This window comes from Arthrobacter sp. 001422645 (assembly GCF_059816125.1).
Genome location: NZ_JCBANT010000002.1, coordinates 181,296 through 206,886, shown reverse-complemented (window position 1 = coordinate 206,886; position 25,591 = coordinate 181,296). Strand labels below are relative to the sequence as shown.

Below are 25,591 nucleotides of genomic sequence, written 5' to 3'. Positions count from 1 at the left end.
CACCTCTGGTGTTGTAGTGATGCATTTATGGAACTGGTGGCGGGAGCCACGGGACTGCGGGGCGTTGGCTACCCCCAGATGGAACGGCGGAGGGCTTTTCCTTCCGCACGGGCCGCGACGGCCTCCTCCATGGTCACGGCTACGAACCGGGTCTTGGTGCCGGGTGCGCTGCGGGCAAGCTGGTCCATGTCCGCGCTGATGACGGTTGCGACCATGGCATAGCCTCCCCCGGACACTGCGTCGCGGTGCAGGACGATGGGTTCCTTGCCTCCGGGGATCTGGATGGAACCCACCGCATATCCGGCGTCGACAATGTTCGAAGGATCGGAACCAGCGCCGAAAGGCTGCTCCCGGGCCTTCCATTCGACGGCCGGCCCGCTGTACCGCAGGCCGGTCCGGTCGGCCACCGGGGTGAGCGTCCAGGTCGAATCCAGCAGGGTTGCGAGACCGGAGTCGGTGAGCCGGTGGTCGTAGAGGCCCAGAAGAACCCTGATCTCCGTTTCGCCCGGAAATGCCGGGCGCAGCTCGGGGGCGATTCCGGCGAGGACCTCCCCGGATGCGGTATCGCCGACCGGGACCTCGTCGCCCGCGGCGAGCTTGCGCCCTTTATAGCCGCCGAGGGCGCCGAGGGCGTAGGTGGAGCGGCTGCCCAGGACAAGGGGCACATCGATGCCGCCGCGGACGGCCACGTAATAGCGTGTACCGCCTTGGAGGAAGCCGAAGGAAACTTCGTCCCCTGCGGCGAGTTCGATGGCTTCCCATTGCGAGACGGTGGCCCCGTTGACTTTAACCTCCACCGGGGCACCTCCCACGGCAACGACCGCGGGGGCGGAGGTGCGGAATTTCGGGCCCAGATACGTGCATTCCAGCACCGCTTCCTCAGCGCTGTTGCCCACCAGGGCATTCACGATTTCCGCGGAGAGCTGGTCCATGGACCCGCCCTGCGGAATCCCCACGTTGTAGTGGCCGAATCGTCCCCGGTCCTGGACCGTCGTCGACAGGCCGGGTTCCAAGATCTCAAGAGTCATTGAGGTTCTCCAATAGCTTCGTGTTGTAGCTCTCGGGATCATCGAGGGCCTCAGCCAGGTCAAAGGTGACCGGCACCTGCTTGTAGACGAAGGTGCCTGCCTCCACCTGGTCCTTGATGCTCTTGTATTCGTCCTCATCGACCGGCCGAAACTTGACGATGTCGCCCGGCTTGAAGAAGACCATAAAGTCCTTGAAGTCGGCCAAGGACTGCGCGGGGTCGAAGATCGGGGCAGCCGCGATGCCGAACATCTGGTAGCCGCCGGCGCCGCGGACGGAGTAGATGCACGCGAAGCAGCCGCCATGACCGACTGTGAGGGGAGGTGTGTCCGTGCGCGGGCTGAGGTACTTCGGTACCTCCAACTGCTGCTCACGCGGCACCATCTGGAACATAAACGGCAGGCCGGCGACAAACCCGACCATGGAAACCAGCCACGGGCTGCTGTGATGGCGCCTGATGAACTCGGCGGCGCCGGAGAGGTTGTTGACCTCGGCCGCAAAGTCCAGGTCGGTCCCCTCGGGCCGCTGGTGACCGCTGCGGAAGCGGGCACCGGTTTCCCGCGTGTACGGATCGTCGTACCAGACCGGAACCTCGATCAGCCGCGTGTTCAGCACCGGGTGGGCGGTGTTGTCCACCTCCACTTCGATCTCGCGCATGGTTGCTTCCAGCTCTGCGGCGTCCAGCACATCGGGGTCGAAACGGACCAGCAGGGACGCGTTGGCGGGGCAGATTTCCGTGACACCAGCCAGCGCCCGGTCGCCGAGCCTGGTGGCCATCGAGTTGGATTTGAAGTTCGCGGCCAGGCTCATCGCCTCCGAGATTTCAACGAACAGGAACTCGTCGCCGCCCCAGGTGTAGCGCGCCGTCCCTTTGAGTGAGCCTGCGCCCAGGGTATCGCTCATGACAGGTCCCCCAGGATCTCCGGGCAGGTTTCGATGAACTTGGTGTGGTGCTCCACGGACTTCAGTTCCGGCCGGTGCAGCACGGCGCTCAGCAGCGGAATGGTTGTTGACACACCCTCGATGGTGATTTCGTCGAGGGCGCGGATGGACCGGCCGATTGCCTCGTCCCGGGTTTCGTCCCAGACGATAATCTTCGCCAGCAGCGAGTCGTAGAAGGGCATGACCGAGGACCCGGCGACGAACCCGGAGTCGATACGGACCCCGGGACCGCCCGGCCAGTCCAGGCGTTCCAGCAGGCCCGGACTGGGCATGAATCCCTTGGACGGATCTTCGGCGTTGAGCCGGAATTCGAAGGCATGCCCGCGGAAAACAACGTCTTCCTGGCGCATCCGCAGCGGCTCCCCGGAAGCTATCAGCAGCTGTTCCCGGACCAGGTCAAGGCCCGTGACCATTTCGGTGACGGGATGCTCCACCTGGAGACGGGTGTTCATCTCGATGAAGGAGACCTCGTGGTTGACTGCGTCGTACAGGAATTCGACCGTTCCGAGGCCCTTGTAGTGGCACTGCCGGGCGAGCTCCACCGAGGACTCCAGCATGTGCCGGCGGACGGCGTCCGGCAGGTCAGGGGCGGGCGCTTCCTCCAGGATTTTCTGCTGCCGCCGCTGCATGGAGCAGTCCCTGTCCCCGAGATGGACCACGTTAGTGCCGTCGCCCAGCACCTGCACCTCAACGTGGCGGGCGCGTTCCACGAACTTTTCCAGGTAGACGGCGGCGCTGCCAAACGCGGCCGCCGCTTCGGCCTGGGCCACCTCCACCGTCGAGGCCAGGTCCTCCGCCCGCGTCACGAGCCGGATTCCGCGCCCGCCGCCGCCAGCGGCCGCCTTGACCACCAGGGGGAAACCGATCTCGGCAGCGATCTCCAGCAGGGCGTCGCCGGTGGGGGCTTCTCCGTGCGTTCCGCGCAGGGTGGGAACGCCCGCATCCTCGGCCGCCTGCCTGGCCCGTGCTTTGTCCCCCATCAGCTCGATGGCTTCCGGGGACGGGCCCACCCAGATGAGTCCCGCGTCAATGACCGCACGGGCAAAGGCGGCGTTTTCGGACAGGAACCCGTAGCCGGGGTGCACGGCGTCGCAGCCGAAGTCGGCGGCCGCTTTGAGGACGGCGCCGTGGTCCAGATAGCTTTGGCTGGCGGGGGCTGGGCCAATGACCGCGTATTCGTCCGCAAGGCGCGCCGCCAGCCCGTCGACGTCGGGCTCGCTGGCCACCACCACCGTGTGGATCCCCAGTTCGCGGGCGGTGCGGATAATCCGTACTGCGATCTCACCCCTGTTGGCGATGAGCAGTTTCTTCATTGTTTTTCCTCTATTACTGCGATCACGTCGCCCGGATTGACGGTGCCTGAATCCGACACCTCAAACTTGACCAGGTTCCCGGACACTTCGGTCTTGACCTCGCTGAACTGCTTCATGATTTCGACGACGCCGATCGTCTGGCCCGCCTCGACGTGGTCGCCTTCCTGCACATAGGGGTCCTTGTCGGGGCCGGGCTTGCGGTAGAAAACTCCGGGAAGCGGCGAGGTGACTTGGTGTGACATGGTGTGCCTTTCAGTTGAGGTGTTAGGGGCAGTACATGACAGGTCATTGGCTACCGTCCGCCCAGGGCCGCCCGCACGGCCTCGGCCACGGCCGGGGAATTGGCGGCATCGGAGTGGACGCAGATGCTGGTGAAGTCGATGTGGACGGTTGAGCCGTCCGAGGTTTCCACGAGCCCGTCGTCGAGGACCCTACGGACGCGCTCAGCAGCCTTGGCGGGGTCCGTGGCCTCGGGCCGGCGCTGGATGATCAAGTGGCCCGCGGGGTTGTAGTTCAGGTCCACGTAGAGTTCGCCAACGAACGGCACTCCCATTTCCGCGCAGACGCTTTCGTGCGCCGTTCCGGCGAGCCCGAACATCGGAACTCCGTACAGCGCGGCGACCTTCGCTGCGGACCGCATCAGTTCGGGATCCCGTGAGAGCATCCCGTAGAGGGAGCCATGGGGTTTGATGTGGTTGAGTTCCAGTCCGGCTTTCTTCAGGAAGCCCACCAGTGCGCCCGTCTGGTAAAGGATGATGGACTCAACTTCGGCCGGGGTCAGTTTCATTTCCCGGCGGCCGAATCCGGTCAGGTCCGGCAGGCCCGGGTGCGCGCCGATCCGCACGCCGTGCTCTTTGGCTGCGGCCACGGTTTCTTCCATGGTGTCCGGGTCGCCGGCGTGGAAACCACAGGCCACGTTGGCCACATCGATGATTTCCATCAGCGCCAGATCATTTCCGAAGCTGTGCAGCCCGAACGCTTCGCCCATGTCCGAATTGATCTCGATGCTATTTTCCCCGCCGCTATTTCGTTCAGCAGCGGCTGTGACATTGCCCACATTAACATTGTTCATGCGTTCAACATTAGGGACTGCCCCATCCCTTACATAGTGGGCAAATGTCCACTATCTTTGGCAGCAGGTGTGCAGTCTGCACACCACCGTTCGGAGGGCAACGGGGCCCGGGGAAGGCGTCATGAGAGTCTCGGATCTGCTGGCGGAGGACTCGCTGCAACTCAGGTTGCATACGCCGTCCACGGCGAAGCGCCTGGCGACGTCCATCAGCTACACGGCCCCGGCGGAGTTCCTTGACCCCACCCCGTTCCTGGGCGCCAACTGCCTGCTGATCACCCACGGGATCGGTTTCAATTTCTTCGACCAACGGACGTGGGACGCCTACGTCGAACGGCTGGCAGGCGTCCCTGTTTGCGCCATCGCCTTCGTCACGGGAGTTGCGCACAGGCTGATACCCTCGCCGCTGGTGGAGGCTGCGAGGACCCACGCGATTCCCCTGTTGGAGGTTCCCAGTGTTGTTCCCGCCCTGCAGCTGCAGCGCTTCGTCACAAGTGTCCTCGAAGCCGAGCGGTTTGCCCTGACCCGTCAATCGTGGGAGCTGGCCGACCTGTGTGCCAGAGCCGCGCGGTCCGGCGGATCGCTCCGGGCCGTGCTGGCGGAAGTGGCCGCCGCGGCAGAGGGCCAGTGTGCCGTCTTTGACACCACCGGCGCCCTGATCAGCTGGTGGCCCGCCAGCTCACGCTGGACGGCGGAAGACCTCCGTCTTGATGCGCGGGGAACCTCCGGGGCCAGCTTCGCGCTGCCCACCGGCGGCACGGAGCATTTTCAGCTGGTGGTCCGGGGCGGGACCACCGGGGAACCGCTCGCCACCCTCATCGGACCGGCGTCATCCATCCTCGCCATGCACCTCAATAGTGCGTTCAAAGTCAGCGCCCCGCACCAGGCCAAGCTGGAACGGCTGATGCAACAGTTGGAGGACTGGCAGGGTGTGGCCCTGAAGGAGCTGACCCGGACCTTCCGCGCCACCGGCCTGGACCCGCACGCCCCCACCTTCCTGGTGGTGGCCGAGCCGGACAAGGCTCAACTGCCGCATGCCTGGCGCATCCGGCTGGCCGTACAGGAGCACCTGAACAACGCCCACGTCTTCACGTATCGGGGCTCGTTCTACGCCCTCGCGCAGGCCCGGACGGACACCGCCGCGGACTGGGACGCCATTCCAGCCCGGCTGCTGGACTCTCTCCGGCAGGTGGTGCCCGGGCTGTCCCTCGTTATCAAGGGTCCCTTGGGCAGCGTGGATGAGCTGCGGCTCGGCCTCGCCCATGCGCAACGGCTGGTCCGCCAGGTCACGGGTCCCGCCATGGCCGCCCCGATGAGCATCGAGTCCCTGGTGCTGGCCACCGCCGGCAGCGGCGCCCACGCCGCAGCGGAAAATCTGCTCGCACCGCTGCGCACCTATGACCAGGCCAACAACGGCCGGCTGATGCCGACCCTGCGCGCCTACCTAGACCATGATGCCCAGCCATCCAGGGTCTGCCAGGCGCTGTACATCCACCGGAACACGCTGAGCAAGCGGCTGGCGCTGATGTCGCGGCTGCTCAACGTCCGCCTGGACACCCTGGACGGGCTGACAACGTGCATGCTGGCCGTCCGGATCACCGACGACGAGCCCTGACACCGGTGCTACTTAGGGCGGCGGGGCGGTCCGGCCACGAGCCGGTCCGGGAGGATCCGGGCGGCCGCGGTCAGCACCTTGTAGCGCCTGGTCGGGACGGAGACGGCCTTGCCCCTTTCGTTGTCAGCGAGGCCCTCACGCACCACCTGTTCGGCCTGCAGCCACATCCAGCGCGGGGTTACCGTCTTGTCCATGCCCATCCGGTCGTGGAACTCGGTATGGGTGAAGCCGGGGCAGACCGCTGTCACGGTCACGCCCCGTTTGGCGTAGGCCAGGTTGGCCCAGCGGCTGAAGCTGACAAGCCACGCTTTTGCCGCCGAATAGCTTCCCCGGGGAAGGAACGCTGCCACGCTGGCGACGTTGATGATCCGGCCGGAATGCCGGCTGAGCATGCCCTGCAGCGCGGCGTGAGTCAGTTGCATGGCGGTCTCGACGTGCAGCTTGAGGTGCCGGGTTTCCTCCGCGATGTCGTTCTCCTCGAAAGAACGCAGCAGGCCGGTCCCCGCATTGTTGACCAGGATTTCCACTGGGCGCGCCGGATCCGTGAGGCGGGCGACGACGGCGGCCACCCCGGCGTCGTCCGTCAAATCAGCGGAGATCACCTCGGTACTGATGCCATACCGTTTCTCCAGCTCCTCCGCCTTGGTTTGCAGCCGGGCGGCGTCGCGGGCCACCAGCACCAGGTTGTGCCCGTGGTCGGCAAGCTGGCGGGCGAATTCCGCGCCGATTCCGGCGGTTGCTCCGGTGATCAGGGCGGTGGTGCCAGCCGGTGCCGGGACGGGTGCAGGTGCAGTCATGGCGACAGCCTAATACGAGCCGGTCTCAGGCCAGGGCCGGACCGGCGGCCAGTTCGCCCTCCGCGGGACCGTTTCCGTCGCCCAGGTGCCGGTTCTGCAGCTCTTCGGTGGCCAGCTCGTACCAGGTATGCGCACCGAAAGACGGGCTGCTGGTGTCCAGGTGCCGATAGAGGGCATCGGCCAGTTGGCCCAGTGCCACGTCGGAGAGTGCCCGGACGGTGGCGGCGGGATCCAGGGTCCCTTCGAAGTATTCGGAGAGCGCCAGGCCGTTGATGGTGTTGAGCTCGTCAGGGATGGGGCTGCAGGCCTCGTCCAGTCCTGGATTCAGCGTCCCGCCAGCGGGAAGGCCGGCCGGAGTACCCGCGGGGAATCCCGGGGAAACGCCCGCGACGCCGACGGTCAGGGACTCAGCGGCGGCGTCGGGCAGCGGGACCGCGGCGAGCTCGCCCTCGAGGCCGGCGAGGACCTCGCCGTCGGATCCCACGTGCATCAGGCAGATCGGCAGGTCCGCAGGTTCCGCCAACGTGATGCGGAAGGGCACTTGTCCGGCAGCAGTCCCGTCGCCGGTTCCCGGCGCAGCCGCGCTGGCGTCGGCGATGGACCTCAGCTGCAGGAGGATTTCCGGGTCGAGGTGGGACGAGCCATGAAGGTCAATGATGACGTTGGAACCTGCACCGAGCCGGCCCGCCCGCCGAATAATGTGCAGCAGTGCGGGGAAATCTGATTGGGTGAGGCAGCCGGTGACCTCGAGGGTCACGTGTCCGGGATCGACATCCACACGGACAAGCACACGCAGTTTATGGTTCACGGGGTTCTCCAAAAGGGACACGTCCAAGAGCCAACTGCATAACTCTGCTAGAACTTTACGGCGTTGTTGCTCCGGTCACAAGCAGAGCGGCCTTCCAAGGCGCACGCTGCGGCCTCAGGCCCCGGCCGGGGGCTGCTCGGGCCAGTCGATGTATTGGTTGTACGCGTCGTGCTTGCGCAGGTACCGGTACATAAAGGGGCAGTTGGGAATGATCCGCTTGCCGGATGCCACCACGTCGTCCAAGGCGAAGTGGGCCAGCACCTTGGCGAGTCCCTGGCCCTGGAATTTCTCCTCCGTATCGGTGTGGATGAAGTCCACATGCCCCGGCTCGTCGATGAAGCGGATCTGGACGGCCAGCTGGCCGCCGACGTGGAGCTCATAGTGGTGCAGCTCATCATTCCGGGTTGTGGACACGTTCGGACTGAACGTGTCTTCCGTGACTGCCGAGTTCTCCGTCATGGTTCGACATTGGCACTTAATGGCGGGTGTGGCAATGGCGGGTCAGATCCGCCGAGGCCCGGATCGGACACGAGCCGGGCCGGAATCCGGCCCAGCAGCAGGACGGCGAGCGCGAAGCACGCCGCTCCCCCGCCGAGCAGTCCCAGGGTCAGTCCGTTGAGCGCTGCGTCGGCCACCGGGACAAAGACGACGACGGCGGCCGTCACCACGGCGGCCGCCGGGCGGGACCGTGCGATTGCGGCCGACGTCGGGCGTTCTTCGAGGCGGCCGAAGAGCGCCAGCACCGGCAGGAGCAGGCCGATCACGGCCAGCAGCACCAGCGGCCGGCCCCACCACCAGGCGGCGGTTCCGCCTGCCGGCTGGGGAAAGTCGGTCAGCAGCAGCACCCCGGACAGTGCCGCGAGCATGGGAAGGTGCCAGAGGTAGACGGTCATGGACCTCCGTCCGGCCAGCCCAATGAACCGCCGCACCGGCACCATCGCCGCGATGCTGGACAGCACCGGCCGGAAGAGCTGCAGGGCAGCGGCCTGCGAGCACCCGAGGAGCAGGAGGGTGAGGTTGGGCGGGTTGAGGTTCACCAGCATGTTCCCGGAGTACAGCCCCAGCCACACGAGGAGCCCCAGGAGCAGGTTGCTTGCCAGGATGATGCCCGCCAGTGCGGGCCGGCCGAGGGCAAGCGGGCCCCGGTCGGCGAGGAAGAATCCGAGCTGCTGCACGGCGCACCAGACGAAGACCATGTTGAGGTAGGCCAGCGTCGGCATCATCCCCCGCAGGCAGTCCACCGCCACCACTAACGCGGTGAGTCCCGTCAGGGTCAGCCAGGGCGCCCGGGCGTGCAGGCGCGCCAGGAGCGGGAGGTTCAGCTGCGCCGCGAGGTAGGCGGCGAGGAACCACAAAGGCATGCCTGCCCCGGAAACCGAGAGCTGGATGACCTGCGGGTCCACCCCGGTCAGCCGCGCAGCCCAGAGCCCGGTGAACATGATGGCAAGCAGGACAGCGGCGGGGCGTATGAGCCGCAGCATCCGCGCCTGCATAAAGTCGAAGGTGTTGCCGCCCCGGGCCCGGAGGCGGCGCCAGGACTGCAGGCCGGTCATGCCGCCGACAACGAAGAAGAGCGGCATGACCTGCAGGACCCAGACCACAGGTTCGAACCAGCGCTGGTTGCCGAGGGTGTTGTCGGAGGTCACGGTGCCGTCGGGATGCAGCACCGGGCTCACCATCATGGTGTGCGATACCACCACGAGTGCAAGGCAGAAGAACCTGGCGAGGTCGATCACCAGGTCGCGGTCGGGCCGTACCGCCTGTCCGCTCCCTGCCCGCTGCCGTGGAACCATTGCGCCCCTAAGGAACCTGCCAACGCCCTGCCAGGGCTGTTGGGCGCCAACGCCGCTCTGTGTGCCTTCATTGTCGGCCTTGCAGGCGCCCTCGGCCAGTACCGTTGGGCATATTTCAGGTTCAGGGCGTCGGGTTCAGGCAGTCAGCAGCCCCACCACACCGAGTGCGACGGCGAGCAGCGGCGTCGCGCCCTGCGTGGCGGCCGCACGGAGGTACTTGCGTCCGCTCATGGCGAGAACGATCGAGGCCAGGAGCATGGATCCGCAACTGCTGAAGACCAGAGTCCATCCGACCGCAGGGTGCCCGAGGGCGATGGCGCCGGTACCGGCCAGGGCGCCGGCGGCGAGGAAGAGATTGTAGAAACCCTGGTTGTAGGCCAGCGGCCGCGTGGTGTCGGCGTCCGCCTGCGAGGTAACGCCGAAGCGCTTCCACGTGGCTGGCTGCGTCCAGGTAATGGACTCCATGATGAAGATATACACGTGTAGCAGGGCCGCAAGCAGCGCAAAAACGAGGGAGGCCAGGATCATGTTCCTGATCCTAGCCTCCCCCCGATTTCGGAGCGGTTGTGGTGAGTCAGCGCGAGAGGGTGGCCAGCGCCGTGGCCGCGAAAGTCCCGGCCGAATTGTCCCATTCGGCCAGCAAACCCTGGAGGTTCTCGCCATCCCTGCGGTGCGTGCCCGTGCGTGCCTCGAGGGTTTCCAGGACGCCGGTGCGGAGCTCGGTGTTGAAGTTGACCTTGCCCACGTTCATGGCGGCGGCCTTGACCAGCTCGGCCGCGGGGATTCCGGAGGCGCCGTGCAGCACCAGGGGGACACGGGTCCGCACTGCGATGTCCTGCAGCACGTCCCATCGCAGCTCGGGTTCACCCTGGTACCGGCCGTGGACGTTGCCCACGGCCACGGCCAGCAACTGGGCTCCGGTGCGGGCCACGAAGTCCTCCACCTGGGCGGAGTCTGTGAGTCCGGCCGTGCCGGCCGCCGGGGCGCTGCCTGCGGCGCCGGGACCGAAGGCCCGGTCCTCGTCGCCGGCGAGGCCGCCGAGTTCGGCTTCGATGACGGTCTCCGCTGAGCCGGAGCCGTCCAGCATGGCGCGGGCGGCACGGACCAGGGCGATGTTGTCCTCGTACTCCAGCGACGATCCGTCCACCAGGACAGAGTCGGCCCCGGCGGCAACGGCGTCGGCAATCACCGCGAGATCGGAGGCATGGTCGAGCTGGACGGCGATCGGGACCGCGGCCGAGTCGGCGAGGCCCCGGAGCGCCGCGACCAGCCGCAGGCCCTTGGCGGTGGCCGCAGTGCTGGGCGAGACCAGCAGGATGGCGCCGCGTCCGCCGTCCTCCGCCGCTGCCACCACGGCGAGCGCCGTGGTGAAGTCGTAGCAGGTGAAGGCCGGAACGGCCGATCCCTGCTGGAGGGCTGAAACTACCAGCTGATCGAGACGGGCACGCATCAGGCGCTCAGGCCTCCCACCAGGATCCAGGCCACAAAGGTCAGGGCGAAGCCGGCAAGGCCGAGGACGGTGGTGAGCACGGTCCAGGTCTTGAGTCCGTCCGAGACGGTGAGTCCGTAGTACCGCACTACAGTCCAGAAACCGGCGTCGGTCACATGGGACAGCCCAAGGGCGCCGAAGCCGATGGCAATGACGATCACGGCGGTCTGCGCCGGGGTGTAGCCGCCGGCCGTCACGGCGGAAGTGAGCAGCCCGGCGGTCGTCACGATGGCCACTGTTGCGGAACCCTGAGCGGCGCGGAGGGCCAGCGAGATGATGAAGCCGAGGACGATCAGGGGCAGGCCCAGCTGGTCCAGAGTCTCCGAGAGCGCCGCCCCAATGCCCGAGGTGCGCAGCACTTCGCCGAACACGCCGCCGGCCGCGACCACCATGAGGATGGAGGCGATGGGCGGGAGCGCGCCTTCGAAAATTTCGCCGGTTTCTCGCAGCGACCACTGGCGGCGGACGGCCAGGAGGAAGAAGGAAAGTGCGACGGCGACGAGCAGTGCGAAGAACGGGTTGCCGACGAACGCTGCCACGCCGTACCAGTAGCTCTGCTTGTCGATCGTCAGCGTGCCGACGGTGCCGACGAGGATCTGGACGATCGGGGCGGCAATGAGGAAGATGATCAGGCCGGGACGCGGCGGCGCGACGACGTGGTGGTCCTTGCCCTCATGGCCTTCATGGATGATGTCCTTGGAGCCGAATTCGTCGAGCTGGGCCTTGACTCCGGGCAGGAGTTCGTACTCCTTGCGGTTCATGATGGACGCCACCCAGTAGGACAGGAAACCCAGCGGGACGCAGATGATCAGCGAGATGAGGGTGATGAGTCCGATGTCCGCGCCGAAGACGCCGGCTCCGGCGACGATGCCCGGGTGCGGCGGTACGGCCACGTGGATGGCCAGCATGATGCCGGCCATCGGCAGGCCGAACTTGATGGGATGCACGTTGGCGATCTTCGCGAAGGCGTAGACGATCGGCACCAGCACAATGACGCCGACCTCGAAGAACACCGGGATGGCGACGAGGAACCCGACGCCGGTGAGGGCGACAGCGACGCGCTTGGCGCCGAGCTTGGCGGTGAAGTGGTCGGCAAGCGACTGCACCCCGCCGGAGACCTCGATCATGCGGCCGAGGATCGCGCCGAGGGCGATCAGCAGTGCGACCTTGCCCATGGTGCCGCCGACACCGGTGGCGACGACGGTGAAGACGTCCTTCAGCGGGATGGTGGATGCCACGGCGACCAGGATGCTGACCGTCAGCAGCGCCACAAACGCCTGGATCTTGAAGCGGATGATCATGACCAGCAAAATCGCAATGCCGATGGCGGCAATGGTCAGCAGCAGCGGAGTGCCGAGCTCCACGGCCGGTTTGATGACGGGGACGTCGGCCGCCCGCACCATCAAAGAGTTGATCAGGGGATTCATGTGGGGGTGTCTCCTTTGACGTCACTGCAGCCAGTGACCGGTGTTTCGCCGACGACGGCGGAAAGGGGGGATCCGCCGTCGTCGAGTTTGGGGAATCTGAGGCGGGAGCGGGTGCTAGGCGGTGCGCTTGGTGGGGGCGACGACCCTGATGACGGCGGAGTCGTCGGCGGCGGCGAGCCCCTGGGCCTGGCCGAGGAGGTACAGCTGCTCGGCGGCGGCGGCCACCGGGGCGGCGAGGCCGGCGGCGCGGGTGGCCTTGCCCACGATGCCCATGTCCTTGACAAAGATGTCCAGGCGGCTGAGGACCTCCGCGCCGTTTTCGGTGTAGGCCTCCAGGATGCGGGGCCCGCGGTTGGAGAGCATAAAGGAACCGGCGGCCCCGGCCTCCAGTGCTGCGAGGGTCTTGGCCTGGTCCAGGCCGAGGGCGTCCGCCAGGGCCATTGCCTCAGCCGCCGCGGCGATGTGGATGCCGCAGAGCAGCTGGTTGACGGTCTTGAGGGCCTGCCCGTCGCCGGGCTTGTCGCCCACGACGGTCAGGGTGGAGGCGAGCAGTTCCAGGACCGGGCGTGCCGTTTCCAGCGCCTGCGGTTCGGCGCCGACCACGATCAGCAGGTCTCCTTCGCCGGCGCGCTTCGGTCCGCCCGAGAGCGGGGCGTCGACGAGGGCGACGCCGAATTCCGCGAGGCGGGCGACGGTGGCCGGAATGGCTTCGGTGCCCACGGTGCTGCCCAGGATCACGACGGCGCCCGGCTTCAGTACGGAGGCCACGCCGTTCCCGCCGAAGAGGACGTCGTCCAGCTGTTCGCCGTTGCGGACCGCCAGCAGCAGCGCGTCGGCGCCCTCGGCGGCCTCACGGGCGGAGGAGAAGGTCTTGATGCCGGCCTCTTTGGCGAGCTTCAGCCGCGGCTCGGCGATGTCGAAGCCGTGGACGGTCAGCCGGGTTGCCAGCCGTGCGGCCATGGGCAGTCCCATGGCGCCCAGGCCGAGGACAGTGACTTTGTAGTTCATGGGTTTCTCCGTTGAATGAGGGGTTAGGGGGCAGCTGGGGAGAATGTGTTGCTGAGCTTGCGGGTGACCTGAGCCAGGGACTGGTCGTCACCCACGTTGCCGGCGAAGACGATGTACGGGATGCCCTTTGCGGGTCCGTCCACCGGCTCCCACAGGCTGACGATGCCCGGGAGCATGGGCCCGCGGACGATCGCGTGCCGGATCTCCAGGCCGTGGGCGGCGACGTCCGAGGACGTGATGCCTCCCTTGGCGATGACGAAGCGCGGCGGGAACGTCTTCAGGGTCCGGTTCACCACGGCGACGACGGCGGCGGACACGGTGCGGGCGATCCGCAGGCTCGCGGCGGCGTCGTCCGTCTTGATGAGCAGCCTGCTGGTGTGGAGGATGACGTCGGCGCTGCGCAGGGCCTCCGCGACGGTCCGGACGATGCCGTCCAGGTACTCCTCGGCCCCGCCGCTCAGCAGCCTTTCGACGTCGATTTCCACGATGCGCGCCGCGCTGTGCTGTTCGACGAGGGCCTTGAGCTGGCGGGTGGTGACGCCGACGTGCGAACCAACGACGATCAGGCCGCCGGCGTCGGAGGGCGTGAGGCCCGCGTAGGCTTCCTCGCCGCTGAGTTCGGCGCGGATTTCCTGGCCGATGCGCCCCCGGACAAACGGCGGACCCACCCGGTACAGGAGCTTCTTGCCCCGGCGTTCGGCTTCCTCCAGGCCCAGGGCCAGTGCGCGGAGATCGTTTTCGGTCACAATGTCGGCGACGATCGGGGTGGAATCCGCGGCGGACTCGATGGCGTCCGCAATGGCTTTGGCCGAGGCCAGGGGGTCCCCGTCCGGCCCGGCGGCTCGGATGGTGTTCAGGTCCAGCACGATCACCGAATCCGCCGGGAACCGGCCTTCGGACTTTTCCTCGACGTACTTCGCCAGTTCGGAATTCGCGAAGCCGAAGCTCGCATCCCGGGCGAATTCGGTCTCGGCCACCGGAGTGAGCTTGCCGGCGTCCTCGCCGGTGCCGCGCATGTAGTGCACGCCGCCGATCGTCACGCGACCGGCGTCGGGGAATGCGGGGACGATCACGACGCCGTCCGTCACCTCGCCGGTGACAGCGGCGACGGTGGCCGCGATGGTGTCCGGTTCCAGCGGGTAGTGGCCGCGGAGGGTGGAGTCGCTGCGGCTGACGAACCCCAGGCGCAGCCCCGCACTGCTTGGATCGGCGCCGTCGGCTTCGAGGGCGGCCGCCGCGAGGGCGTTCCGGACCACTTCCTCGTTGCGGGCGGCAGCTTCGGCCGGGTCGAGGCTGCGGGTGTTGGTCAAGACGTAGACCGCGTCCTGGCGGCGGCCGTTGATGCGGTGGTTGAAAGCCCAGGTGAAGTCGGCGACTTCCCAGCGGGTGAGGACCGGCAGGTCCGCGACGGACTGCGTACCGGTGGGGTCGTCGTCGAGCACTACCAGGATCCGGGGGGCGGACGCGGACTGGGCCTCCACGGCTTCGGCGACGGTCCGGGCGGGAATCCGGACCTCCGCCGGAAAGGCGGCGAGCACATCGGCTTCGAAAAGCTCTGATTCAAAGGGCACTTGCACTCCATTGTGGGAACTCTGCTGCGGAACAAATTTGTAAGATGTCTGACATCTAACATCTGAATGCTAGTGTGGCATACGGCACAACGACGCGCAAGTAGACTTGTCCACCAGGAGCAACTCGGTGACAGCAGATGGGGAAAAGTGGCTAGGAAATCGCTGGTCGGCGTGGTCGCTGACGAACTGCTGGACCGTATCATTGCCGGCGAATTCCCGCCGGGCACATCGGTCCCCGGCGAGCTGGAGCTGAGCGCCCGCCATGAGGTGAGCCGCATGACGGTCCGCGAGGCGATGAAGACCCTCGAAGCCCAGCAGATCCTCAGCGTGGAGCGCGGCCGCGGGACCTTTGTGAACCCGCTGAGCCGATGGGCCTCCCTGGAGGCAGTCCTCCGGGCGGCCTCGGAGGGGAAGAACGACGCGGCTGCCGCCGTGCAGCTGATCGAGCTGCGCCGGATGCTGGAGTCAGGCGCCTGCGAGCTGGCGGCCGTCAGGATCAGTGACGCCGACCTGGAGGCCCTCTACGGGCAGCTGGAATCGATGCGCGTGGCGCACGAAAAGCACGATGTGGCCGCGTTTGTGGCGGCCGACCTCGCGTTCCACGACCTCATCCTGCGCGCCTCGGAGAATGTTTTTGTGGCCGTCCTGTTCGCCCCGCTGCACCGGGTGCTGGAAAAACGGCGGACCCAGACGTCCGAGGTGCGCGACATTCAGGCACATGCGATCGGCGAGCACCAGAAAATCGCGGATGCGCTGGCCACACGGGACCCGCACCAGGCGCGGGATGCAATGGACGCCCACATGCAGCAGACGCTGGATGACCTCAAGACCTACGTCCTGGCGGACCGGCCGGCCTGACTGGCGGTCCGGATGGCCCGGGGGCGGGGTGCCTGGCTGCGCCAGGCGGGGCTTAGGCCAGCGAGAGGAAGAGCTTCTCGAGCTCGGCCCGGTCCAAGGTGGGGTCCTCCTGCTGCATGCACTGCTGCAGGCCCGTGGCGATGATCGAGAATCCGGCCCGGTCCAGGGCGCTGGACACGGCAGCCAGCTGGGTCACAACACTCTTGCAGTCACGGCCCTCTTCGATCATCCGGGTCACGGCGGCGAGCTGCCCCTGGGCGCGGCGAAGGCGATTGATGACGGGCTTCATGTCAGTGGGATCGAGTTCCATTTTGTTCCTCCGGGATCAACAGGGTTCATTCCATGATATACCCCCCTATGTATTACCGATACCCCATAGGGTATGATGCCGCCCACTGCCGCCGCTGCCCGGGCATCAGGGGCCCCGGCGGGGCCTCCTGCGGGGTGGTTCTGCACCGCTAGGGACCTAAGGACCTAGTGGATGCTGAATATTCGGCGTATTGCTAAAAGTGTGAACGCCGCCGGATTCCTGGATCCCGGCGCCGGCCAGGCCGGCGCACGGGTCCCCGCGCCGAGGCAGGGACCGGAGCACGGCGTGGCGTTCGGCCCGCGGCGGGACATCCATTCGCGTGCAGCGTGGAACCCGGGGCTGTGGAGCCGCTATGTCGCTTTGGGGGATTCGTTCACGGCGGGCCTTGGGGATCCGGAGCCGCTGAGCCCCGGCGGCATGCGGGGCTGGGCGGACCGCATCGCCGAGGAACTCAGCGAGGGAAGAACGGATTTCCGGTACGCCAATCTCGCCGTCAGCGGCCTCCTCCTGCGCCAGATCCTCGACCGGCAGCTGGGGCCCGCGATCGCACTCAAGCCGGACTTGGTCACGCTCTCAGCCGGCGGAAACGACCTGGTCTTCCACCGGAGCGATCCCGACCGGCTGGCCGCCGACCTCGACGCCGCAGTAGGCATGCTCAGCGCCACCGGGGCCACCATTGTGCTGTTCACTGGTCCCGACTGGCGCGATACACCGTTGCTGGGCCACAACCGGGGCAGGGTGGCCGTCTTCAACGAGAACATCCGGACCATCGCGGCGCGCCATCACGGGGTGATCGCTGATCTTTGGACCTTGCGCCAACTTGCCGACCCGCAGATGTGGGACCCCGACCGGCTGCACTTCTCGCCGATCGGGCACCACACCATCGCGGCCATGGTGCTGGAATCCCTGGGCGTGGCCCACACCCTCACGCCGCTGGAGCCCAAGCCCATGCCTGCCGCCAGCTGGCGGGACAGCAAGGCCGGGGACCTCGCCTGGTTCACCACCTACCTGCTGCCCTGGATGATCCGCCGGGTCCGGAAACGCTCCGACGCCCCGCCGCTGGCGCCCAAGCGCCCCGAGCCGGGGCCGGTCTACGGATCCTGAGGCGCACCATTCAGAGGGACGGCCTCCGGCCCTAGTCCCGCTGCGATCTGTCGGCTAATCTGCAGGAACGGCCCACCGCCGGGTATCGATGGCGATCACGAGGAGCGAAGTTGTCTAATCACACTTACAGCATTTCTGAAATTGTCGGAACGTCCAACGAGGGCGTTGATGCCGCCGTCCGCAACGGCATCGCCGAGGCGGCCAAGACCCTGCGGAACCTGGACTGGTTTGAGGTCAAGGAAATCCGCGGACACCTCGAGAACGGCGCTGTCGCCGACTGGCAAGTGACCATCAAGCTCGGATTCCGGCTGGAACGCTAACGTCCGACGCCGGCACGCACGTTCCGTCGCCGAAGAACTCCGCGTGCAGTACACGCACTTGGGCCGCTCCGGCCCAAGAATTTCCCGGCCCTGCCTCGGAACCATGGACGTCGGCCCCCAGACCGGGGAAGCGGATGCCCGCGCCATCATGGACTCGGCGCCGGGCGCGGGCATCAACTTCTTCGCCGGTTGTGGGCCCCCGCACCCAGGCCCAACTCGATTCCGCCCTCCGCGCCATGGACCCGGCGCTCGATTCCGGCGCGCTCCGGCGGCTCGATGAAATCTTCCCGGGACACCGGACGGCACCGGGGGACTATGCGTGGTGACCGGCGAATTCATTGACGTCCGCGTACGGCCCCGCCGCAAGGAGACGATCACGCCAGCCAAAAAACGGGACGACGAACCAAGAAATTACCCGCCACGAGGAGTTTTCACTCCCGGCCGAATGGCTCTTTGATAATAAGCATGATTAGTATTGGGGAAGAAGGATGAAGCGCACCCGGCAACCCGGGTGCCTCCTCACTGAAGAAGAAGGAACGATAAAAATGGGTTTTTTCGCATTTCTGATTCTGGGCCTCATCGCCGGCGCAATCGCTAAGGCAATCCTCCCGGGCAAGCAGGGCGGTGGCATTCTCATCACGCTGCTGCTCGGCGTGGTCGGCGCCTTCTTGGGCGGCTTTATCGGTAACGCGATCTTCGGCGTTGGCGTCAACGAGTTCTTCTCACTGTCGTCCTGGCTCCTGGCCATCGGCGGTGCGATCATCGTCCTGCTCGTTTACGGCATGATCACCAAGCGTTCAGCCCGCTAAAGCTGACGACCGGAAACCGGTCCCGGGAATTTTCCCGGGGCCGGTTTTTTGGCACACCCCCACTTTTTACCCGGCACCATCGAGGAACAGGAGTACCGCATGAAAGGCAAACTTCTTTTCGGAGCAGGAATCGCAGCAGGCTACGTTCTCGGATCGCGGTCCGGACGGGCCGCCTACGAGAAGCTCAAGACGCGGGCGGCGGCCCTCTGGGAAAGCCAGCCGGTCCAGGACAAGGTGGCCGCGGCGACCGAAGCGGTAAAGGAAAAGGCACCCGAGGTATCCGAGCAGCTCGGCGAAGCCGCCCGGCGGGCCGGAACTGTGATCGGCGCCGCGGTCCGCCGCGACACGCCCCCGACGGGGACAACAGGTGACGGGAGTGCAGCCGACGGCGGCATCCCCGCGCACAGCACCCATCCGGAGACCGTCAACCTCGGGACGTCCGTCGCAGCCGGGGCGGCCGACGTCGACTCGGACCCTGCACTGTCCGACCAGCACGGCCAGGACTGGTCCGACGAAGGCGGGGCCACCCGCGCCGGAGCCGCAACCAACGTCGATCCCGACAAGGAGTCCTAACTACTCCGGGGACCGCCGTCGCTCGGCCCCATCAAGCATCGGTGTTCCGATAACAACCGTGGCGTCCAGCTCCCCGGAGCGGGCCACACGGGCGGTGAGTCCGTTGCGCCGGAACAACTCGACGGTCTGCGGCGCCTGCCGCGGACTCGTCTCGATCAGCAGGTAGCCGCCGGGAGCCAGCCATCGCGGCGCCCCGGCGGCCACCCGCCGCTGGATCTGAAGCCCGTCTACACCGCCGTCGAGGGAAACCCGCGGCTCGTGCAGGCGGGCTTCCCGCGGCATGGTGCCGAGTTCGGCCGAGGGAACATACGGGGCGTTGACGGCGAGGACCGAAACCCGCCCGCGCAGCCGCTCCGGGAGGGCCGTGTACAGGTCCCCGACGTGAACCTCGCCGCCCAGCGGCATGACGTTGCGGGCCGCGCACTGTACCGCGGCCGGGTCGACGTCGGCAGCGTGCAGCTCCAGGGGCCCGGCCTGCGCCGCGAGCGCGGCACCGACCGCCCCCGAGCCGCAGCACAGGTCGACGACCACCGGCGCCCGTCCGGTGCTGCCTGCGCGGCCGGACCGTTTCACGAGCCTCGAAGCCTCACGGACCAGGAATTCGGTGCGCCGGCGGGGCACGAACACTCCGGTGTCCACTTCGATCCGTAGTCCACAAAATTCAGCCCAACCCAGGACGTGCTCGAGCGGAAGGCCGGATACCCGCTGCTGCACCAGGACGTCGAGGTGGTCCGGCGTTGTGGCAGCGCCGCAGAGCAGCCGGGCCTCCTCCTCGGCGAAGACGCAACCGGCTGCCCTGAGCCTCGTGATGACCGTGGGACTGGACGCGGGAGGGCCCGTCATGTCGCAGACCCCCTTCCGTTCATCGCGCCGGGAATCTCATGCTATCGAAATGGCAGGATGGCACCATGTCCACGAACAGTATGTCCTCCGGATCGTCGCTGCCGGTTCCGGCAGACGCGATATTGTCAGACGCCGCATTGTCAGACGCAGTACCGCCGGACGAGCTGATCTGGACCGGTTGTTACACCACGGACGGCGGCGGCCGCGGGACCGGGATCGGGGCCCTGCGCGCCCGTGCTGACGGAACGCTGAGCTGGCTGGGCGTCGCCGCCGCGGCCCCATCGCCGTCGTTCCTCGCCGTGCACCCCACCCGGGATGTGGTCTACGCGGTGGGCGAGGCGGCTGGGACCGTACGGGCATACCGGCGGTCCGGCGGCTTCGGCCTGGCCCCGGCCGGCCGGGACTGGCCGGCCGGAGAGGCGGCCTGCCATGTCGCCGTCGACCCGCGGGGCCGGTTCCTCGTGGTGACCTGCTGGGGCGATGGACAGGTCCTGCTGTACGAACTGGACCACGACGGCGGCATCATGGCACGGATTCCGGCCGCCGCTTCGATGATCCCCGGGCGTCCCAGCCGCGCCCACGCCAGCCTGACGCTCGACGACGGCAGGCTGATGACCACCGATCTGGGGCACGACCTCCTGCGGGTCTGGAACTACGCGCCCTCGCAGGGGCTGCAGCTGGACCACGAGCTGGCACTCCCCCGGGACAGCGGCCCCCGGCACCTCGTCCAGCACCCCGGCGGGAGCGTGCTGGTGGTGACCGAATATTCGATCGAAGTGGCCGTGGTGCAGCGCTCCCGCGAGTCCGGCATCTTCAGCCTGGCCGGGGTGGCCCCGGCTACCCGCGCCGGCGCCCTTCCCGGGGACTCCGCGGCAGAGATTGCCCTCTCCCCGGACGGGAGGCACGCCTACGTCGGGGTCCGCGGCTCCAACCGGATCAGCGTGCTCGATGTGGACAGTGACGGCGGTGCCCTCCGGCCCCTGGCCGATGTCCCCAGCGGCGGCGACTGGCCGCGGCATCATCTGGTCCGGAACGGCTGGCTGCATGTGGCGCACGAACGCTCCGGGAACGTGATGACCTACCCGCTTGATCCGGTCAGCGGTCTCCCCGGAGAGTCCGTGGGCAGGGTGGCGCTGGCGTCTCCGACCGCGCTGGTCCCCGCAGCGCGATAACGAGGGACATGCCCAGCCCTCACGCCAAGGAACGGGCATAACAGGACTATGTCCAGCCCTCACGGCATCCGGAGGGCATGTCCCCCTGGGGCGTACACGGACGGGCCCGCGCAGCAACCCTGGCCGCGGGACATGCCCAGTCCACGCAGCCGACACTGGGCACAAGGGCACTATGTCCAGCCCTCACCGCATCCAGAGGGCATGTCCCGCGCTAGCGTCTCGAAGATTTTCTGACCATTCGCTGGAATAACTTCCATGCAAGCGCTTACAGTTGTGACTTGGCTCTCAGTAGCCGGTCTCCCGCATCCATCCCTTCGTCGAGGCAACGTCGCTTACCGGAAGGTTCCCCATCGTGTTAATCCGCAGTACCAGCGCGGGCAAAAAGCCCGCACCCAGCCAGCGGCAGTGGCGTGCCGCGTTCCTCCGCACCGGAACCGCCGTGGCGGCGGCAATCGTTACTGCGGCAGCCGCCGTCGTGATCCCGATGCCGGCCGCCCAGGCCACGCCCGCCCCGGACGATCCGTCGGCAGCCCACTCGCTCCGCGGCCCGGTGACCGACGAACGGTTCTACTTCGTGATGGCGGACCGCTTCAACAACGGCAGCACCGCCAACGACGGCGGCGGCCTCGGCCCGGATCCGATGGTGTCGGGCTTCGACCCGACGAAGAAAGGCTTCTACAACGGCGGGGACCTCAAAGGCCTGCGGGACAAGATCGACTACATCCAGGGCCTGGGCACCACCTCGATCTGGCTGACCCCGAGCTTCAAGAACAAGGCGGTCCAGCCGGAGGACAAGTCGGCCGGCTACCACGGCTACTGGGTCACCGACTTCACCCAGATCGATCCGCACCTGGGCACCAACGAGGAGCTCAAGTCGCTCATCGACGAGGCCCACGCCCGCGGCATGAAGGTCTACTTCGACATCATCACCAACCACACCGCGGATGTGATCGGCTACGAAGAGGGCGACCGTGCGGCCTACAAGTCCAAGGACGCCGCGCCCTACCTGACCGCCGCCGGGGTCCCGTTCGATGACCGCGACTACGCCGGAACGGGCAGCTTCCCGGCCCTGGACGCGGCGAAGTCCTTCCCCTACACGCCGAAGCTGGCGCCCGGCGAGGAAAACCTCAAGGTCCCGGCCTGGCTCAACGACCCGACGCTCTATCACAACCGCGGCGACACCACTTTTGAAGGCGAAAACTCCTTCTACGGCGACTTCTTCGGCCTCGACGACCTCTTCACCGAACACCCGAAGGTGGTGAACGGCATGGCCGACATCTACGAGAAGTGGATCGGCGACTTCGGCGTGGACGGTTTCCGGATCGACACCATGAAGCACGTCAACGACGAGTTCTGGCAGCAGTTCGGCCCCCGGGTCCTCGACTACGCCAAGGCGCACGGCAAGGACGAGTTCTTTATGTTCGGCGAGGTCTTCGACACCTCCAAGAGCTTCACCTCGCAGTTCACCACCCGCAACAAGATGCAGGCCGTGCTCGACTTTCCGTTCCAAGATGCGGCCCGCAACTTCGCCTCCCGCGGCCAGGGCGCCAAGGAACTGGAGACCTTCTTCGCCGGCGACGACTGGTACACGGACGCCGACTCCAACGTCTACGAACTGCCCACCTTCCTGGGTAACCACGACATGGGCAGGATCGGCAGCTTCATCACCGCGGACAACCCGGACGCGGACGACGCCGAACGCGTCGCCCGCGACCGGCTCGCCCACGAGCTGATGTACTTCTCCCGCGGCAACCCCGTGGTCTACTACGGCGACGAACAGGGCTTCACCGGCCCCGGCGGAGACCAGGACGCCCGCCAGACGATGTTCGCGAGCAGGGTCCCGGACTACCTCGATGACGATCTGCTCGGCACCGACGCCACGCACGCGGGCGACAACTTCACCACCGCCCACCCGCTGTACCGCGGGATCAGTGAGCTCGCCACCCTGACCACCGAACATCCGGCGCTGCGCAACGGCGCACACCAGAACCGCTACGCCTCCGACGGGCCGGGCATCTACGCCTTCTCCCGTACCGACGCCAAGGACCAGCGCGAGTACGTGGTTGCCGTCAACAACAGCAAGCAGGCCCGGACGGCAGCGGTTCCAACCTACGTGGCCAAGCGCAGCTACAACCGCATCTACGGAGAAGCGGCCGCCGAGGTCAAGACCGCCGCGGACGGGAAGCTCACGGTCACGGTCCCGCCGCTGTCCGCCGTTGTCTACGAGTCCGCGGGCCGCATCCCGCATTCCAAGGCGGCACCCGCCGTGACACTGCAGGAGCCGGCGGCGTCTGCCGCGGACAACAGCCGCGTACGGGTAGCGGCCGACGTCGACGGCAGCTCCTTCTATGAGGTCACCTTCCAGGCCCGCACCGCCGGCGGCAAATGGGCCCCGATCGGCACGGATGACACGGCGCCGTACCAGGTCTTCCACGACGTCTCCGCGCTGGACGCCGGCACGGCCGTGGAGTACCGCGCCGTCGTGCTGGACAACGGGTCGCACACCTCGGTGAGCCAGCCCCGCAGCGGCACCGTCCCGGCGCCGGTTTTGAGCCTGGTGTCCCCCAAGGAGGGCAGCAGCGTCCAGGGCAAGGTCGAAATCACTGCAGCCGCCAGCCCGGAAAAGGCCGACTACACGGTCCGGTTCGAGCGCAGCATCAGCGGCGGTGACTGGTCGGAAATCGGTCAGGACAGCTCCTCCCCCGCCTACACCGCCGTCGACGACCTGGGCGCGCTGGCCCTGGCGGACGGCACCCAGCTCCGCTACCGGGCCCTGATGGACGTTCCGGGCGTGGGCGAGGTGACCAGCGGGACCCGCACAGTCGTGGCCGGGGAGCTTCCCCAGCCTTCCTCGGTCACCGTCGCCGGGAGCCTCAACTCGGAAATGGGCTGCCCGGGTGACTGGCAGCCGGATTGCGGGGCCGCCCACATGACGCTGGATCCGGCGGACAAGATCTGGCGGCTCACCGCGGTCCTGCCCGCCGGCAGCTACGAATTCAAGGCAGCCCTCAACGGATCCTGGGACGAGAACTACGGCGCCGGCGGAACGCTCAACGGAAACAACATCACTCTGGACCACCCCGGCGGCCCGGTGACCTTCCGCTACGACAACAGCACCCACCTGCTGAGCGCCGTGTACGCCTCACAGCAACCGGGGGCCGTCGCGGCTGCCGGTGACATGAACTCGGAGCTTGGCTGCGCGGGCGACTGGATGCCGGACTGTGACGCGGCCCAGCTGATCCTGGATCCCACTGACCTGGTCTGGAAGCTGACCACCACCCTGCCAGCCGGCAGCTACGGGTTCAAAGCTGCCCTCAACCGCTCCTGGACAGAAAACTATGGGGCCGGGGGCGCCCCCGGCGGCGGCAACGTCAGCATCACGCACGACGGCGGGCAGATCACCTTCCGGTACGACCACTTCAGCCATCTCATCAACGCCGGCTGATCAGCGCCGCCACCAACCCGGAAGGGACCGACGTCCGGTTGGGTGCGCGGGTATTCAACCCGGACCGCGGGACATGTCCGCTCCCCGCACCCAGGGCTGGGCATATCAGCACTATGTCCAGCACTCGGAGCGGCCGGGGCGCATGTCCCGCGGAAGCTGGCCTGCGGCCGGCCCTCAGCGCCCCGCCGAGGCCCAGTCCAGCAGGCGGTCCAGGGGCCAGGTGGTGACAATCCGGGCCGCCGGCACGCCGTTGCGTTCAGCCCGCTCGGCACCGTACTGCAGGAAATCGAGCTGGCCCGGGGCGTGGGCGTCGCTGTCGATGCTGAACAGGCAGCCGGCGTCGAGGGCCACCTGAATGAGGGCGCCGGGCGGGTCCTGGCGTTCGGGCCGTGAATTGATCTCGACGGCGACGTTGTTCTCGGCGCAGGCCGCGAAGACCTCTTCGGCGTCGAACTCCGACGCCGGCCGTGTGCCCCGGCCGCCCTGAACCAGGCGGCCGGTGCAGTGGCCGAGCACGTTGGTGTGCGGGTCCGCGATGGCGCCGAGCATCCGGCGGGTCATGGTGCGCTTGTCGGCGCGAAGCTTCGAGTGCACGCTGGCGACCACGATATCCAGCCGGTCCAGCATCTCCGGGGTCTGGTCCAGGGTGCCGTCCTCGAGGATGTCGACCTCGATGCCGCGCAGGAGGCGGAAGCCGCCGTCGTCGGCGTTGATCTCCGAGACGACGTCGAGTTGTTCCGCGAGCCGCGCGGCGCTCAGCCCGTTGGCGATCTTGAGGTTGGGTGAATGATCAGTCAGCGCGAGGTACTCGCGGCCCAGCAGCCTGGCGGCGCCCACCATGGCCTCAATCGGGGATCCGCCGTCGGACCAGTCACTGTGGCTGTGCAGGTCGCCGCGCAGCGAGGCCAGCAACTCGCGCCCTCCCGGCACCAGAGGCTGGTCCCCCCGGCTCCGCAGGCCGCTCAGGTACTCCGGCACCCCGCCGTCCAGCGCCTCCCGGATGACCTGGAAGGTCCGGTCGCCAATCCCTTTGGTCCTTTTCAGCCGGCCATCACGGACCCGGGCAGCCAGTTCCTCCGCGTCCAGGCCGGCGATGATCCCGGCAGCCTTGCGGAACGCCTGGATCTTGAACGTCGGTGCGAGCTCGCGTTCAAGCCAAAAGGCAATCTCATTGAGGGCGTCGACGGCATCCATGGCACCATCTTCCACCCCATCCGCGGGCCGCGGACCCCCCGACGTGTCCGGATGTCGCGCCGATTTGGGCAGCGGGGCCTTCGTTCTGAGAGACTTGTCCCGGCC

25 protein-coding genes and 1 pseudogene are annotated in these 25,591 nt (G+C 67.3%); 9 read left to right on the top strand and 17 right to left on the bottom strand.

The genetic code is table 11. From position 1 onward, the window contains the following. Positions 1-68: 68 nt before the first annotated feature. Genes AC6EUH_RS04330 through pxpA form a run of 5 tightly spaced genes read right to left on the bottom strand, consistent with a single transcriptional unit; the run spans position 69 to position 4,353 of the window. On the bottom strand, positions 69-1,028 hold the full coding sequence (locus AC6EUH_RS04330) for a 5-oxoprolinase subunit C family protein (RefSeq protein WP_056428091.1): 960 nt from the start codon (positions 1,026-1,028) through the stop codon (positions 69-71). Beyond that, positions 1,018-1,929: a 5-oxoprolinase subunit B family protein gene (locus AC6EUH_RS04325; protein WP_056428094.1), complete on the bottom strand. Its 912-nt coding sequence runs from the start codon at positions 1,927-1,929 to the stop codon at positions 1,018-1,020. The genes AC6EUH_RS04330 and AC6EUH_RS04325 overlap by 11 nt, the downstream gene beginning before the upstream one ends. After that, positions 1,926-3,281: an acetyl-CoA carboxylase biotin carboxylase subunit gene (locus tag AC6EUH_RS04320; protein WP_056428097.1), complete on the bottom strand. Its 1,356-nt coding sequence runs from the start codon at positions 3,279-3,281 to the stop codon at positions 1,926-1,928. The genes AC6EUH_RS04325 and AC6EUH_RS04320 overlap by 4 nt, the downstream gene beginning before the upstream one ends. Continuing rightward, positions 3,278-3,523 carry an acetyl-CoA carboxylase gene (locus AC6EUH_RS04315; protein ID WP_056428100.1) on the bottom strand — a complete coding sequence of 82 codons (246 nt, stop codon included), beginning with the start codon at positions 3,521-3,523 and terminating at the stop codon, positions 3,278-3,280. The genes AC6EUH_RS04320 and AC6EUH_RS04315 overlap by 4 nt, the downstream gene beginning before the upstream one ends. A 50-nt stretch (positions 3,524-3,573) precedes the next feature. After that, positions 3,574-4,353 (bottom strand): 5-oxoprolinase subunit PxpA, encoded by a 780-nt coding sequence (pxpA, locus tag AC6EUH_RS04310; RefSeq protein ID WP_082492627.1) that lies wholly within the window; start codon positions 4,351-4,353, stop codon positions 3,574-3,576. Positions 4,354-4,474: 121 nt separating this feature from the next. Here pxpA and AC6EUH_RS04305 point away from each other — a divergent pair, with 121 nt between their 5' ends. Continuing rightward, positions 4,475-5,965 (top strand): helix-turn-helix domain-containing protein, encoded by a 1,491-nt coding sequence (locus tag AC6EUH_RS04305; RefSeq protein ID WP_499737903.1) that lies wholly within the window; start codon positions 4,475-4,477, stop codon positions 5,963-5,965. A gap of 8 nt (positions 5,966-5,973) precedes the next feature. Here the strand turns inward: AC6EUH_RS04305 and AC6EUH_RS04300 are convergent, their stop codons facing one another. From AC6EUH_RS04300 to AC6EUH_RS04260, 9 genes are all read right to left on the bottom strand, one after another. Then, complete coding sequence (locus AC6EUH_RS04300; protein WP_056428110.1) at positions 5,974-6,762, bottom strand: SDR family NAD(P)-dependent oxidoreductase; 789 nt, start codon at positions 6,760-6,762, stop codon at positions 5,974-5,976. A gap of 25 nt (positions 6,763-6,787) precedes the next feature. Next, complete coding sequence (locus AC6EUH_RS04295; protein ID WP_499737902.1) at positions 6,788-7,570, bottom strand: hypothetical protein; 783 nt, start codon at positions 7,568-7,570, stop codon at positions 6,788-6,790. A gap of 114 nt (positions 7,571-7,684) precedes the next feature. After that, entirely contained in the window at positions 7,685-8,029 is a 345-nt protein-coding gene (locus AC6EUH_RS04290) for a GNAT family N-acetyltransferase (RefSeq protein ID WP_056428114.1), read from the bottom strand. Further along, positions 8,026-9,363 (bottom strand): acyltransferase family protein, encoded by a 1,338-nt coding sequence (locus AC6EUH_RS04285; RefSeq protein WP_499737901.1) that lies wholly within the window; start codon positions 9,361-9,363, stop codon positions 8,026-8,028. The genes AC6EUH_RS04290 and AC6EUH_RS04285 overlap by 4 nt, the downstream gene beginning before the upstream one ends. 135 nt (positions 9,364-9,498) lie before the next feature. After that, positions 9,499-9,891 (bottom strand): DUF1304 domain-containing protein, encoded by a 393-nt coding sequence (locus AC6EUH_RS04280; RefSeq protein WP_499737900.1) that lies wholly within the window; start codon positions 9,889-9,891, stop codon positions 9,499-9,501. Between the two features lie 46 nt (positions 9,892-9,937). Next, on the bottom strand, positions 9,938-10,813 hold the full coding sequence (locus tag AC6EUH_RS04275; protein WP_499737899.1) for a class II fructose-bisphosphate aldolase: 876 nt from the start codon (positions 10,811-10,813) through the stop codon (positions 9,938-9,940). Further along, positions 10,813-12,279 (bottom strand): GntP family transporter, encoded by a 1,467-nt coding sequence (locus tag AC6EUH_RS04270; protein WP_499737898.1) that lies wholly within the window; start codon positions 12,277-12,279, stop codon positions 10,813-10,815. The genes AC6EUH_RS04275 and AC6EUH_RS04270 overlap by 1 nt, the downstream gene beginning before the upstream one ends. 114 nt (positions 12,280-12,393) lie before the next feature. Further along, complete coding sequence (locus tag AC6EUH_RS04265; RefSeq protein WP_056428127.1) at positions 12,394-13,287, bottom strand: NAD(P)-dependent oxidoreductase; 894 nt, start codon at positions 13,285-13,287, stop codon at positions 12,394-12,396. 23 nt (positions 13,288-13,310) lie between these two features. Beyond that, positions 13,311-14,858, bottom strand: a complete 1,548-nt coding sequence (locus AC6EUH_RS04260) for a four-carbon acid sugar kinase family protein (RefSeq protein WP_499737897.1) — start codon at positions 14,856-14,858, stop codon at positions 13,311-13,313. Positions 14,859-15,005: 147 nt separating this feature from the next. On the opposite strand from AC6EUH_RS04260, the gene AC6EUH_RS04255 reads away from it, so the two are divergent. After that, entirely contained in the window at positions 15,006-15,716 is a 711-nt protein-coding gene (locus tag AC6EUH_RS04255; protein WP_056428133.1) for a FadR/GntR family transcriptional regulator, read from the top strand. 52 nt (positions 15,717-15,768) lie between these two features. On the opposite strand, the gene AC6EUH_RS04250 is transcribed toward AC6EUH_RS04255, so the two are convergent. Further along, positions 15,769-16,026 (bottom strand): metal-sensitive transcriptional regulator, encoded by a 258-nt coding sequence (locus AC6EUH_RS04250; protein ID WP_056428136.1) that lies wholly within the window; start codon positions 16,024-16,026, stop codon positions 15,769-15,771. Positions 16,027-16,197: 171 nt separating this feature from the next. On the opposite strand from AC6EUH_RS04250, the gene AC6EUH_RS04245 reads away from it, so the two are divergent. The 5 genes and pseudogenes from AC6EUH_RS04245 to AC6EUH_RS04225 all read left to right on the top strand — a co-directional run bounded on the left by AC6EUH_RS04245 (position 16,198) and on the right by AC6EUH_RS04225 (position 18,832). Beyond that, positions 16,198-17,130, top strand: coding sequence for an SGNH/GDSL hydrolase family protein (locus AC6EUH_RS04245; RefSeq protein ID WP_499737896.1), 933 nt, complete (start codon positions 16,198-16,200; stop codon positions 17,128-17,130). Between the two features lie 110 nt (positions 17,131-17,240). After that, entirely contained in the window at positions 17,241-17,450 is a 210-nt protein-coding gene (locus tag AC6EUH_RS04240) for a dodecin (RefSeq protein ID WP_056428140.1), read from the top strand. A gap of 43 nt (positions 17,451-17,493) precedes the next feature. Beyond that, positions 17,494-17,634: pseudogene (locus tag AC6EUH_RS04235) on the top strand (aldo/keto reductase); the annotation flags it as partial. Positions 17,635-17,995: 361 nt separating this feature from the next. Then, positions 17,996-18,259 carry a GlsB/YeaQ/YmgE family stress response membrane protein gene (locus AC6EUH_RS04230; RefSeq protein WP_056428147.1) on the top strand — a complete coding sequence of 88 codons (264 nt, stop codon included), beginning with the start codon at positions 17,996-17,998 and terminating at the stop codon, positions 18,257-18,259. 99 nt (positions 18,260-18,358) lie between these two features. Then, positions 18,359-18,832 carry a YtxH domain-containing protein gene (locus AC6EUH_RS04225; protein WP_056428150.1) on the top strand — a complete coding sequence of 158 codons (474 nt, stop codon included), beginning with the start codon at positions 18,359-18,361 and terminating at the stop codon, positions 18,830-18,832. Here AC6EUH_RS04225 and AC6EUH_RS04220 read toward each other — a convergent pair whose 3' ends face one another. Then, positions 18,833-19,675, bottom strand: coding sequence for a putative protein N(5)-glutamine methyltransferase (locus AC6EUH_RS04220; protein WP_056428153.1), 843 nt, complete (start codon positions 19,673-19,675; stop codon positions 18,833-18,835). Between the two features lie 65 nt (positions 19,676-19,740). On the opposite strand from AC6EUH_RS04220, the gene AC6EUH_RS04215 reads away from it, so the two are divergent. Both AC6EUH_RS04215 and AC6EUH_RS04210 read left to right on the top strand, forming a co-directional pair. After that, the gene (locus tag AC6EUH_RS04215; protein ID WP_235500161.1) at positions 19,741-20,847 is read left to right on the top strand and encodes a lactonase family protein; all 1,107 of its coding nucleotides are present in this window, start codon (positions 19,741-19,743) and stop codon (positions 20,845-20,847) included. Between the two features lie 484 nt (positions 20,848-21,331). Beyond that, a complete protein-coding gene (locus tag AC6EUH_RS04210) occupies positions 21,332-24,292 on the top strand; it encodes an alpha-amylase family glycosyl hydrolase (RefSeq protein WP_499737975.1) in 2,961 nt (986 codons plus the stop codon). A gap of 174 nt (positions 24,293-24,466) precedes the next feature. Here AC6EUH_RS04210 and AC6EUH_RS04205 read toward each other — a convergent pair whose 3' ends face one another. After that, positions 24,467-25,486 (bottom strand): PHP domain-containing protein, encoded by a 1,020-nt coding sequence (locus tag AC6EUH_RS04205; protein ID WP_499737895.1) that lies wholly within the window; start codon positions 25,484-25,486, stop codon positions 24,467-24,469. Between the last annotated feature and the right edge of the window lie 105 nt (positions 25,487-25,591).

Bases quoted from the DNA above. Each gene is read 5' to 3' on its own strand.
- pxpA (WP_082492627.1), bottom strand. From the start codon at position 4,353: ATGAACAATGTTAATGTGGGCAATGTCACAGCCGCTGCTGAACGAAAT.
- AC6EUH_RS04300 (WP_056428110.1), bottom strand. From the start codon at position 6,762: ATGACTGCACCTGCACCCGTCCCGGCACCGGCTGGCACCACCGCCCTG.
- AC6EUH_RS04315 (WP_056428100.1), bottom strand. From the start codon at position 3,523: ATGTCACACCAAGTCACCTCGCCGCTTCCCGGAGTTTTCTACCGCAAG.
- AC6EUH_RS04285 (WP_499737901.1), bottom strand. From the start codon at position 9,363: ATGGTTCCACGGCAGCGGGCAGGGAGCGGACAGGCGGTACGGCCCGAC.
- AC6EUH_RS04280 (WP_499737900.1), bottom strand. From the start codon at position 9,891: ATGATCCTGGCCTCCCTCGTTTTTGCGCTGCTTGCGGCCCTGCTACAC.
- AC6EUH_RS04275 (WP_499737899.1), bottom strand. From the start codon at position 10,813: ATGCGTGCCCGTCTCGATCAGCTGGTAGTTTCAGCCCTCCAGCAGGGA.
- AC6EUH_RS04270 (WP_499737898.1), bottom strand. From the start codon at position 12,279: ATGAATCCCCTGATCAACTCTTTGATGGTGCGGGCGGCCGACGTCCCC.
- AC6EUH_RS04250 (WP_056428136.1), bottom strand. From the start codon at position 16,026: ATGGAACTCGATCCCACTGACATGAAGCCCGTCATCAATCGCCTTCGC.
- AC6EUH_RS04325 (WP_056428094.1), bottom strand. From the start codon at position 1,929: ATGAGCGATACCCTGGGCGCAGGCTCACTCAAAGGGACGGCGCGCTAC.
- AC6EUH_RS04245 (WP_499737896.1), top strand. From the start codon at position 16,198: ATGCTGAATATTCGGCGTATTGCTAAAAGTGTGAACGCCGCCGGATTC.
- AC6EUH_RS04290 (WP_056428114.1), bottom strand. From the start codon at position 8,029: ATGACGGAGAACTCGGCAGTCACGGAAGACACGTTCAGTCCGAACGTG.
- AC6EUH_RS04210 (WP_499737975.1), top strand. From the start codon at position 21,332: ATGCCGGCCGCCCAGGCCACGCCCGCCCCGGACGATCCGTCGGCAGCC.
- AC6EUH_RS04215 (WP_235500161.1), top strand. From the start codon at position 19,741: ATGTCCACGAACAGTATGTCCTCCGGATCGTCGCTGCCGGTTCCGGCA.
- AC6EUH_RS04320 (WP_056428097.1), bottom strand. From the start codon at position 3,281: ATGAAGAAACTGCTCATCGCCAACAGGGGTGAGATCGCAGTACGGATT.
- AC6EUH_RS04220 (WP_056428153.1), bottom strand. From the start codon at position 19,675: ATGACGGGCCCTCCCGCGTCCAGTCCCACGGTCATCACGAGGCTCAGG.
- AC6EUH_RS04305 (WP_499737903.1), top strand. From the start codon at position 4,475: ATGAGAGTCTCGGATCTGCTGGCGGAGGACTCGCTGCAACTCAGGTTG.
- AC6EUH_RS04230 (WP_056428147.1), top strand. From the start codon at position 17,996: ATGGGTTTTTTCGCATTTCTGATTCTGGGCCTCATCGCCGGCGCAATC.
- AC6EUH_RS04330 (WP_056428091.1), bottom strand. From the start codon at position 1,028: ATGACTCTTGAGATCTTGGAACCCGGCCTGTCGACGACGGTCCAGGAC.
- AC6EUH_RS04265 (WP_056428127.1), bottom strand. From the start codon at position 13,287: ATGAACTACAAAGTCACTGTCCTCGGCCTGGGCGCCATGGGACTGCCC.
- AC6EUH_RS04225 (WP_056428150.1), top strand. From the start codon at position 18,359: ATGAAAGGCAAACTTCTTTTCGGAGCAGGAATCGCAGCAGGCTACGTT.
- AC6EUH_RS04205 (WP_499737895.1), bottom strand. From the start codon at position 25,486: ATGGATGCCGTCGACGCCCTCAATGAGATTGCCTTTTGGCTTGAACGC.